The sequence below is a fragment of the Anaerolineales bacterium genome (assembly GCA_022866145.1).
Taxonomy (GTDB): domain Bacteria; phylum Chloroflexota; class Anaerolineae; order Anaerolineales; family E44-bin32; genus PFL42.
Genome location: JALHUE010000214.1, coordinates 1 through 9081 on the forward strand (window position 1 = coordinate 1; position 9081 = coordinate 9081).

The 9081-nt window shown below is 66.8% G+C and carries 9 protein-coding genes and 1 tRNA gene; 6 read left to right on the forward strand and 4 right to left on the reverse strand.

The features are described 5' to 3' along the window. On the reverse strand, positions 1-1069 hold a 1069-nt coding region (locus MUO23_06725), incomplete at its 3' end, for a hypothetical protein (GenBank protein ID MCJ7512650.1). Positions 1070-1159: 90 nt separating this feature from the next. Then, entirely contained in the window at positions 1160-1564 is a 405-nt protein-coding gene (locus MUO23_06730; protein ID MCJ7512651.1) for a hypothetical protein, read from the reverse strand. A 353-nt stretch (positions 1565-1917) separates the two neighbouring features. On the opposite strand from MUO23_06730, the gene MUO23_06735 reads away from it, so the two are divergent. Both MUO23_06735 and MUO23_06740 read left to right on the forward strand, forming a co-directional pair. Further along, positions 1918-2490 carry a hypothetical protein gene (locus MUO23_06735; GenBank protein MCJ7512652.1) on the forward strand — a complete coding sequence of 191 codons (573 nt, stop codon included), beginning with the start codon at positions 1918-1920 and terminating at the stop codon, positions 2488-2490. A gap of 24 nt (positions 2491-2514) precedes the next feature. Beyond that, the gene (locus MUO23_06740) at positions 2515-2868 is read left to right on the forward strand and encodes a hypothetical protein (protein ID MCJ7512653.1); all 354 of its coding nucleotides are present in this window, start codon (positions 2515-2517) and stop codon (positions 2866-2868) included. Between the two features lie 137 nt (positions 2869-3005). Here MUO23_06740 and MUO23_06745 read toward each other — a convergent pair whose 3' ends face one another. Further along, positions 3006-4004, reverse strand: coding sequence for a dihydroorotate dehydrogenase-like protein (locus MUO23_06745; GenBank protein ID MCJ7512654.1), 999 nt, complete (start codon positions 4002-4004; stop codon positions 3006-3008). 167 nt (positions 4005-4171) lie between these two features. Here MUO23_06745 and MUO23_06750 point away from each other — a divergent pair, with 167 nt between their 5' ends. Further along, entirely contained in the window at positions 4172-5443 is a 1272-nt protein-coding gene (locus MUO23_06750; protein MCJ7512655.1) for a glycosyltransferase family 4 protein, read from the forward strand. A gap of 267 nt (positions 5444-5710) precedes the next feature. Here the strand turns inward: MUO23_06750 and MUO23_06755 are convergent. Further along, positions 5711-5784, reverse strand: a tRNA-Val gene (locus MUO23_06755). A 362-nt stretch (positions 5785-6146) separates the two neighbouring features. Here MUO23_06755 and MUO23_06760 point away from each other — a divergent pair. The 3 genes from MUO23_06760 (at position 6147) to MUO23_06770 (ending at position 9016) form a co-directional block, all read left to right on the forward strand. After that, positions 6147-6617, forward strand: a complete 471-nt coding sequence (locus tag MUO23_06760; GenBank protein ID MCJ7512656.1) for a hypothetical protein — start codon at positions 6147-6149, stop codon at positions 6615-6617. Positions 6618-6679: 62 nt separating this feature from the next. After that, on the forward strand, positions 6680-7795 hold the full coding sequence (locus MUO23_06765) for an SH3 domain-containing protein (protein ID MCJ7512657.1): 1116 nt from the start codon (positions 6680-6682) through the stop codon (positions 7793-7795). Between the two features lie 225 nt (positions 7796-8020). Further along, the gene (locus tag MUO23_06770) at positions 8021-9016 is read left to right on the forward strand and encodes a metal ABC transporter substrate-binding protein (GenBank protein MCJ7512658.1); all 996 of its coding nucleotides are present in this window, start codon (positions 8021-8023) and stop codon (positions 9014-9016) included. Positions 9017-9081: the final 65 nt, after the last annotated feature.

Below are 9081 nucleotides of genomic sequence, written 5' to 3' on the forward strand. Positions count from 1 at the left end.
CGAGAATCACAGGGACCTGAGCGCCCACGAGCGAGACGGCGCCGAGAAGAAGCAGTTCGTTGGCGGCTGGGGAGGGATCGAGACGTTCGTCAGCCTCCAGTGACGGCGTTCGCCGGACATGCCGGCGGTACAGGAGTGTCAGCCCGACCGCCACCAGCGCCGCGAGCGCCGCCCCCGCCGCAACGCGAAGCTCAAGAGGCCTCGATAGCTGATAGAAGGGGAGAGTCCACCCGACGAACAGGATCTCGAAGAGATCCTTCGTCAGTTCGATCGCCTGCAGCGCCCCCATTCGCAGCGGCTGGGCCAGGTAGCTGCTGACCAATCCCGCCAGGTTGGTGGTCCCGCGCTCGCTCTCGAATGCGAACGTCCGCCAGGCCATGTTGACACCGATGACCAACCCGTACGGGAGCCAGCGGAGCAGCGTCTGACGCAGGCGCCTTCCCCCGACGCTCTCCCTGCCGGCCAGGATCCAGATCAGGGCGATCCGCGTCGCCTCCAGCCCGATCATGTATTCGTAGAGCAGCTGATACGACAGCGCGGTTGCCAGCGAGAACAGAGTGAGGATGACCCGGACCCAGGAGCGGCGTGCCCGCAGGGCAAGGCCAGTCAGCGCGATCGAGAGCAGGGCGACGGCATAGGTGGTCAACTGGTTCGAGAAAGTCATGGCGTTGGGTTGCTGAAGGAACCCCGGGTACAACAGGACCAGAAGTGCCACTGCGGTGGTCTCTAGCCTGCGGCCGGGCCAGGCAGTCCGCCCGATCACGAGGGCAAACACGGCGCCAACCCAGCGCAGGAACAGGGCGTACAACTGCCAGGCCAGCCGGTTCTCCCCCAGCAAGCTATAGGTCAGGGAGTACAGCTGCCCCATCACCGGCCGGTCTGTCGAGAAGAGGATCGGGATGCTTTCCGGGCCGCGCACGCGGCCGGCCCACAGCACGTACCAATCGTCGCGGTAGAAGCCCAGCTGGGTCAGCCAGGGGCCGTAGGCGAGGAGGGCGAGCGCCCCCAGAAGGCCGATCGCCAGGGCCCACTCGATCCGGTTGTCGCGTCTACCAGGGGACGGTTTCACTCCAGTCACCTCATCCGTCTTGCGCCCTCCTGAGCCTCCGGCTCCGGGGAAGCCAAGTTCCCAGGACAAGCGTGCGCTACGGCCATTCTCTCACGGCCGGGGAGAATTCGCCTCGGCAAGCCTGAGGATCGCCCCCTGTGCAAGCAGTACCCCGACCTGCAGGCCGAGATCTCGATACAGCGCCGGGGGTACCCCGACGTCTGCCAGGGATAGCTCACCTACGAATGGCCGCGCCTGGGGCAGGAGCAGGCCGACCTTGGGCAGGGCGGTGGTGAGCGTGGCGGCGGCCCGGATGATCGGAGGCTGAGCATCATCGCCCAGGGCGTCGAGCATCCAGTCGGGAGCCCCAAGGCCCACCGGCGGGGAATCCGTCAGGCCGAAGGCCTGCAGGCTGTGCCACGGCTGGGCCGGCGGGCCGCGCACGCGACCGGGGTCGCCGTCGAGAACGATGTCTAGCTGTGCTCCCCAGCTGCTCAAGTGGCGGGCGGCAGCCATGCCGCCTCCTCCGCGCAGGACCGCCAACCAGGTCGCGAGCCAGCTCCGCCAGGCGAAGCCCGGCGTTGTCCTTCATCTACATCTGGCTAATGCCGTAGGCCTCTGCCATCAGCCGGTCGACTTCGACCATCTGTTGGCAGCTAAGGCCGGGGATGGTGGCGGGCATAGCTAGTGCTCCGCGGGGTCGGGGTTCCCGAAGGCCAAACCCGGTGCCCTGGCCGCTTCCGAAAGAGCCGGGTGTCGACCTGCGTGCGGCGCCAAGAGTTTACTGGATGTTTACACCCGCCTGGCGCGCCGATTACGGGGGCCGGGCAGAATTCAGCCAATCACAAGGATCGACGGGAGGAAGAATCATGAAACTGGTGCACACAGTCACAGGGCTGGTCACGAAGCGGGCAGCGATTTTGGCCGTGCTGATCGTCGTCGCCGTTGGGGCGGCCGTGCCGGTCACCCCGGTGTCGGCCGATGACAGCACACCGCCTCCGCCCTCCGGCCAACGGGCCGGTCAGCAGCTCGAGGCCTGCCTGGATCGCCTCGGGGAGTGGCATTCCGCCCAGGAACAGAACCTGGGCCGGGCGGCCGACGCCACGCAAAGGATCGAAGACATGATCGAGAAAGCCCAGTCGCTGGGAATCGACACCAGCGAGGCGGAAGCGCTGCTGGCGCAGGCGGTCTCGCTCTTGGCGGCTGCTGACGGCCACCACGACGACGCCAGCGCGATTCTGGAGGCCCACAAGGGCTCCGACGGCAACGGTGAAGTGATCGATCGGGAACAGGCCGGTGATACCTGCCGGACCGGGCGCGATGCGCTGGCCAATGGGCGCGACTCGCTACAGGACCTGCGCGGCATCGGGCGGGATCTGCGCGCTCTCGCCCGGATGTGGCGGCAAACCTACCGGCAGGCGCCGACGCCCGAGGCCGGGTAGGCCGATAGTGTCGGAGGCCTGAGCGTGACCCAGCGTAGGCTCTGGCTCGCACTCCTCGTCGTGCTGGTGGCAGGGATCACCGGATGCGGCCGCCGCAGCCGCGGGACCCCGCCGCTGCCGCCGGCCCACGAGGGTTCATTGCCGGCGGATAGGGACTCGGTTCAGACGCCTGAGGCGAAACCTACCACCCTGGCTGTCGGCGAGACATCTGCCGCGTGGCCGCCCTCGCCGCCACCCGGGCTCGAAGCGGTGGCCGCAACCGAGACCGCGGCGGCGACAATCCCGCTCAATCCCCTGTGGGACGATCTGGACGAAGCGCTGGACGGACTGGACTGGGCGCTGGCGGGCATCGAGGCATGGGAGGTGGCCGTGCCCTAGGGAAGCCGCCCTCATGAACGAACCTTCAGGACCGGAAACTGAACGCTCTCTGTGAGGATATTCGGCGAAGCAGGAGCCTCACAGAGAGCGTTTCATATCTAGGATCCCTGGGTGAAATCCCCTGACCGTCATCCAGCTCAGATGCGGTGGAAGCTCTGAAGTAGCTTGATGTAGCTGGAGCGCTCGAAGGCGGCGGGCTCGATGTGGTTCTGCAAGCTGAGCTTACCCCGCAGCCCGGCAATCGATTCCATCTCCAGTTCGTCCATGCGCGTCTCCAGCTCGCGGACGATCTGGCGCAGCGTGCCCATTCCGTCGCGCAAGAGCGCCGAGCACACCTGGGCAACATCGGCGCCGGCTAGCACCGCCTTGAGCACGTCGTCGGCGGAATTCACGCCTCCGGTCAGGGCCAGTCCGCAATCAACCTGGCCGTGGAGGATGGCGATCCAGCGCAGCGGCAGCAGGATGTCCTCCGGGCGGCTGAGCGTGAGGACGGAGCGGATCTGCTGGCTGGGGACGTCAATGTCCGGCTGATAGAACCGATTGAACAGCACCAGGGCGCTGGCGCCCGCCTGGTCCAGCTGCATGGCCATGTTGGGAATGGCGCTGAAGAACGGGCTGAGCTTGACGGCGACCGGTATCTGTATATTCTTCTTGATGGCGCGCAGGATGTCCACATATACCGTCTCGATGTCCGTGCCCATCAGGGTGTCGGTCGTCGGGATGAAGTAGATGTTGAGTTCCAGTCCGTCGGCGCCGGCCTGCTCGAGCTGGCGCGAATAGTCCAGCCAGCCTCCCTTGCTGGTCCCGTTCATGCTGGCGATGATCGGGATATCCACGCTTTCCTTCGCCTTGCGCAGATGCTCCACGTACTCGTCGGGGCTGCGGGCGTATTCCTGCCGCTGGGGGAAGTGCAGCGTGGCATCGGCGATCCCCAGGGCGCCCGTGAACAGGCGGTCGGGGACCTCGCCGGTCTCCAGGGCGATCTGCTCCTCGAAAAGCGAATACAGGACAACGGCGGCCGCGCCAGCGTCCTCCATGGCGCGGATGCCGTCGAGCTCGCGGGAGAGCGGCGATGCAGACGGAACGACAGGGTTCTTCAGGGTCAATCCCATATAGCTGGTCTGCAGCTTGGCCACGGCATGCCTCCGGTGGTTGGTGAGATGACGGGAACCTCTTGAGTTGAGCCAAGGATAGCATGGAAGCCCGGCGGACCCATGCCTGAGAGTTGACGGGGATTGGGCTCGGGCTAAGATAGAGTTCGGGCGGCCCGGCGCGGTCCTGCGGCAGGCCAATGGGGTGCGGCATGACACGAGCAGAGAAGCAGCGGCGGATCGGATTCGTGGCGACCCGCTTCCGTGGGACGGACGGAGTCTCCCTGGAAGCGGGCAAATGGATCCAGGTGCTGGAGAGCGCGGGACACCGTTGCTTCTTCTTGAGCGGGGAGAGCGACGGCAACGACGGGCGGGACATGGTCGTGCCCGAGATGCACTTTGCCCATCCCGAAGTCCGTGAGGTCTACCTGACCGCTTTCACCAGCCGAGTCCGGCCGCAAGAGATCACCGCCCGGATCCTGCGCTTGAAAGACCTACTGCGCCGGGCGGTGGCCGAGTTCGTGGACTCGCTTGGGATCGAGTTGCTGATCGTGGAGAACGCCCTGGCAATCCCGCTCAACCTTCCCCTGGGGCTGGCGCTGACGGAGTACATCGCCGAGACCGGCATCCCGGCGATCGGGCACCACCATGACATGTTTTGGGAGCGAAAGCGCTTCCTGGTGAACTGTGTATGGGACTACTTGAACATGTCCTTCCCGCCGCACCTGCCTTCGATCCAGCATGTGGTCATCAACAGCTCGGCGTCCAACCAGCTCAGCCTGCGGACAGGGGTCTCTCCGGTTATCGTCCCGAATGTTATGGACTTCGAGCATCCCCCGGCGCCGGCCGACAGCTATGCCGAGGCCTTCCGGCAGGACCTGGGAGTCAATCCGGGGGAGTACCTGGTGCTGCAGCCGACGCGCGTCGTGCAGCGCAAAGGGATCGAGCATGCGATCGAGTTGGTAGACCGGCTGCCCGTGCCGGCACGCCTGATGGTGACCCACGCCAGTGGCGATGAAGGCTACGCCTATGAGCAGCATCTGCGCCGTATGGCGGAGCGTTTGGGCGTGCAGATGACCTTCGAGGACCGGTTGATCCGCAGCCAGCGTGGGCAGCTCGTGGATGGCCGCAGAGTCTATTCCCTGGCCGACGCCTACGCCGCCGCCGACCTGGTGACTTACCCCTCGACGCTAGAGGGCTTCGGCAACGCCTTTCTGGAGGCGGTGTACTACCGGAGGCCGCTGGTCGTCAATAACTACTCGATCTTCGCCACGGACATCCGGCCGAAAGGCTTTCGGGTGATCGAGTTCGACGGCTATATCTCCGATGAAACCGTCTGGTGGACAGAGCGCCTGCTGCAGGATCCGGCCATGACGAACGAGATGACCGAGCACAACTACCAGCTCGCCCGGCGCCATTATTCGTACGCCGTCCTTGAGCACCATCTGCGGGTGCTGCTGGCCAATGTCTTCGGCGAATCCTGACCGCGAGGGCCGGTCGATCGCAGGCCTGAGGCAAACGGCCCGACAAGGCTTCCAGGTTGGGCAGGCCTTGCACTCGACAGCGATCGATGTGGCCCCTCCGCTTCGCTGCGGGGGGCTGCGTGATCCCTCCGCTGTATTGCGAGCCGACTGTGGCAAGTCCTGGCCTAAGCTGGGCGCTCCGTGTGTGCGAGGTTCCAAGTGCTTGTGGGCGCGGCCCCTGCCGCTACGCTGCGGGGCGCTCCGCATGTGCGAAGTTCCAAGTGCCTGTGGGCGCGGGGGGGCTCGAACCCTCGACCTCACGGATGTGAACCGTGCGCTCTAACCGACTGAGCTACGCGCCCTTGAGGCGGATTATAGCAGAGGAGGCTTTCCCTCGAGGAGACATCCGGAGCCCAGGCGCGTGCCTGCGGCCACCGAGGAACCGCAGACGGTTCAGCCTCAATCGGCCGCGATGGGTCGGCTATGCAATCACTGCATTCGTTCCGGAGACGCCGTCTGAGGGGTAAGTCCGAATCCCCCAAATATCCCCGGCCGGCGCAGCCGGCGCTGCACCTGGAGGTTCTCCGGCCGAAGGGTCTTTGCCACCCAGGGATCCGGGGTGGGCTTTTGGGCTGCTCGCCCGACAGGAAGCTGCGCGCCGCAGCCTGCGATTGCCCCTGGCGCCGGTCTCGGGCATAATCCAGCGGCGAGAGGCAGGCCGATCATGCTCGAGCTCGAGATCCCCGGTCGCGGTGTGGTGCAGTTGTACCATTTGGTCAGCGACGTGAACGGCACGCTGGCGGTGGACGGCGAGCTGATCGACGGCGTGCCCACCGCACTGGGCGAGATCGGTCAGCACATGGAGATCCACCTGCTGACCGCCGACACCCACGGGAAACAGGCGGCGATCGATCAGGCGCTCGGCCTGACGGCAACCCGCATCCCCGCCGGCAAGGAGTCGGAAGCCAAAGCGGCCTACGTTGAGAAGCTGGGCGCCAGCCGGGTCGTCGCCTTGGGCCAGGGAGCTAACGACGCCGGCATGCTGCAGGCCGCGGCGCTCGGTATCTGTGTGCTCTCGGCTGAGGGCACGGCAGCCGAGGCCGTTCGGGCGGCCGATGTGCTGGCACCGGATGTTGCGGCCGCGCTGGGGATGTTGCAGAATCCCCGACGTCTGGTCGCCACCCTGCGCCGATGAGCCTCCCACCCGCAGAATCGAACGCCGAATCCGACCGACTGGCCCGGGCCAGAACACGCCGCTTGAAGCGGCAGTTCACCCAGCTCCAGGCGGATGAGCGCGAGGCCTTCCTCGAGGGCTTGGCCCGCCTGCTCACGCCCGGGGTTGAGTTCTACCTACGCTCCATGGGCAGCGGCCTGCTGCTGGCGCTGGGGTTCCGCTTCGAACAGGCGGCACTGCTGTTTGCCGGGCTGCTGGCGGCGCCCGCCATCACGCCCGTCCTGGGGATGGCCCTGGCGGCCGTCTCCGGCCGGCTGCGCTTCTTCCTCACCCAGCTGGCCATTCTGGCCGTCGGGCTGGCTTCGGCAGCCGTCCTGGTATGGGTCGGCGGTCAGGGGACGATCGAGAAGGAGCAGGAGCTGCTGGCCGGCCTGCACACCTCGATCAACCTGGTTGACCTGACCCTGGTGATCGCCGGTTCGCTGCTGTTCACCTGGTTCTTCGCCCGGCGCAGCCAGCTGCAGTTGGCCGGAAGCCTGGCCGTTGCCTATGAGGTCCTGCTGCCGCTGGGGGCAGCCGCCTACGGCCTGGCGCGCGGCGACCTCACCCTGGCGCAGGATGCGGGCCTGGTCTTCGGCGTGCATCTGATCCTGGCGCTGGCGGCCTGCCTGATCCTGCTGATCGCCGTCGGGTTCCGGCCGCTGGTGGGGGGAACGCACTCGCTGGCGATTGCCATCGGGTTGATCGGGCTGCTCGGATTGCTGGCTGTCGCCGGGCTGGGGGCGACCGTCGTAGCCTCGCTGCCGACGCCGACCCCGACTCCGACGATCACCCCCACGCCATTGCCTCCGCCGACGGCCAGCGGCACGCCGACCCGTACGGCAACGCCCAGTCCTTCTCCCACCGCCAGTCCGCCGCCCACCGCCACGCCGACGATCACACCCATCCCGCCCAGGGCCATGGTGGTCGGGGTCGGCAACTCGGGCGTGTTCCTGCGCCAGGCGCCGATGGGCGCACTAGTGGCCGGGCTGTACGGCGGCACCGAGGTCGAGTTCCTCGGCAACGCGCAAGTGCTCGACGGCAGGACCTGGGTGCAGGTGCGGCTGATTGACGGGACGACGGGCTGGATGCTGGTTGAGTACCTGGCGACCGCCGGGCCCACGCTCGGAGGCACACTCACGCCTGCGCCCGCCGGCTGACGGCGGCCCAGGAGGGCAAGGCGCGCCGAGCGGCACGCCCGGCGCACTGCCCGTCACGAGGGCGCCGGTGCGATCGGTTCGGGCTTGAGTAGATCCCCATCGGCCCGTCCGGGCGGTTTCGCCGGCCTCACTGCCTCGGACTGCAGGCGACCCGCCCAGTCGGGCAGGCAGCGGTCCCAAGGGGGACCTTTCCTGCCGGAGCGAGCAGGTGTGGAGAAGACTCGAATGCGGCAGAGTCTGGGCACATCACTCAGCTTGGTCAGCGCAGTTGCCACGCTGCTGGCCGCAGGCTGCGCCTCGACCGGCCAGGTGGCGCCGCCGTCCGAGATGGTCACGGCTGAGGCCTACCTCACGCCGCGGGAGGATCTGCGGCCGATCGCTCGCGCGCCCGGGGAAAAGCTTAGAGTGCTGGCGACCACCAGCATTCTGGCCGACGTCGTAAGCCAGGTGGGCGGCGAGCAGGTCTCGCTCCAATCGCTGATTCCAGCGGGTGTCGACCCGCATGCCTTCGAGCCCAACCCGGCGGATGCCCGCGCCCTGGCAGATGCCGAGGTTGTCTTCATCAGCGGGTTTGGGCTGGAAGAATTCATGGCTGACTTGATCGCCCAGGCCGGGAATCGCCCGGTGGTGGTCTCCGCCTCGCTGGGCATCGAACCCCTGACGGCCGAGGCCGAACATGGCCAGGAGCACACTGTCGACCCGCACACCTGGTTCGATCCTAACAATGTTATCCACTGGACGGAGAACATTCAAGCCGCCCTGGCCGCCGTGGATCCAGATAACGCCGATATCTACGCTGACAACGCCGCTCGCTACAAGGCAGACCTCGAGGCCCTCGACGCCGACATCCGGGCGTCTGTGGCGCGCATTCCGCCGGAGCACCGCAGGCTGGTGACCGACCATGAGGAGCTGGGGTATTTCGCCGAGGAGTATGGTTTCCAGGTCGTCGGCACGGTGCTGCCCAGCACCAGCAGCTTGGCCGAGCCGTCGGCCCAGGACTTGGCAGCCTTGTCTGATCGCATCCAGGCCGAAGGCGTGCCGGCCATCTTTGTAAGTTCGATCGTGAACCCGGGGTTGGCGGCGCAAATCGCGGACGACGTAGGAGTGCGGGTGGTCGCGCTCTATGGGCATTCCCTGACGGGTGCCGAAGGGCCAGCGGGAACCTACCTGGATCTGATGCGCTACAACGCCCAGGCGATTGCCGAGGCGCTGGCGCCGTAACCAGACGCCGCGACGCCTCGAGCGGTGACCCCTCTTCGCCCCTCTCCCTGGTTGGCGCTGGCGAA

Coding starts and splice junctions, on each gene's coding strand:
- MUO23_06730 (MCJ7512651.1), bottom strand. CDS start 1,564: ATGGCTGCCGCCCGCCACTTGAGCAGCTGGGGAGCACAGCTAGACATC.
- MUO23_06750 (MCJ7512655.1), top strand. CDS start 4,172: ATGACACGAGCAGAGAAGCAGCGGCGGATCGGATTCGTGGCGACCCGC.
- MUO23_06735 (MCJ7512652.1), top strand. CDS start 1,918: ATGAAACTGGTGCACACAGTCACAGGGCTGGTCACGAAGCGGGCAGCG.
- MUO23_06770 (MCJ7512658.1), top strand. CDS start 8,021: ATGCGGCAGAGTCTGGGCACATCACTCAGCTTGGTCAGCGCAGTTGCC.
- MUO23_06760 (MCJ7512656.1), top strand. CDS start 6,147: ATGCTCGAGCTCGAGATCCCCGGTCGCGGTGTGGTGCAGTTGTACCAT.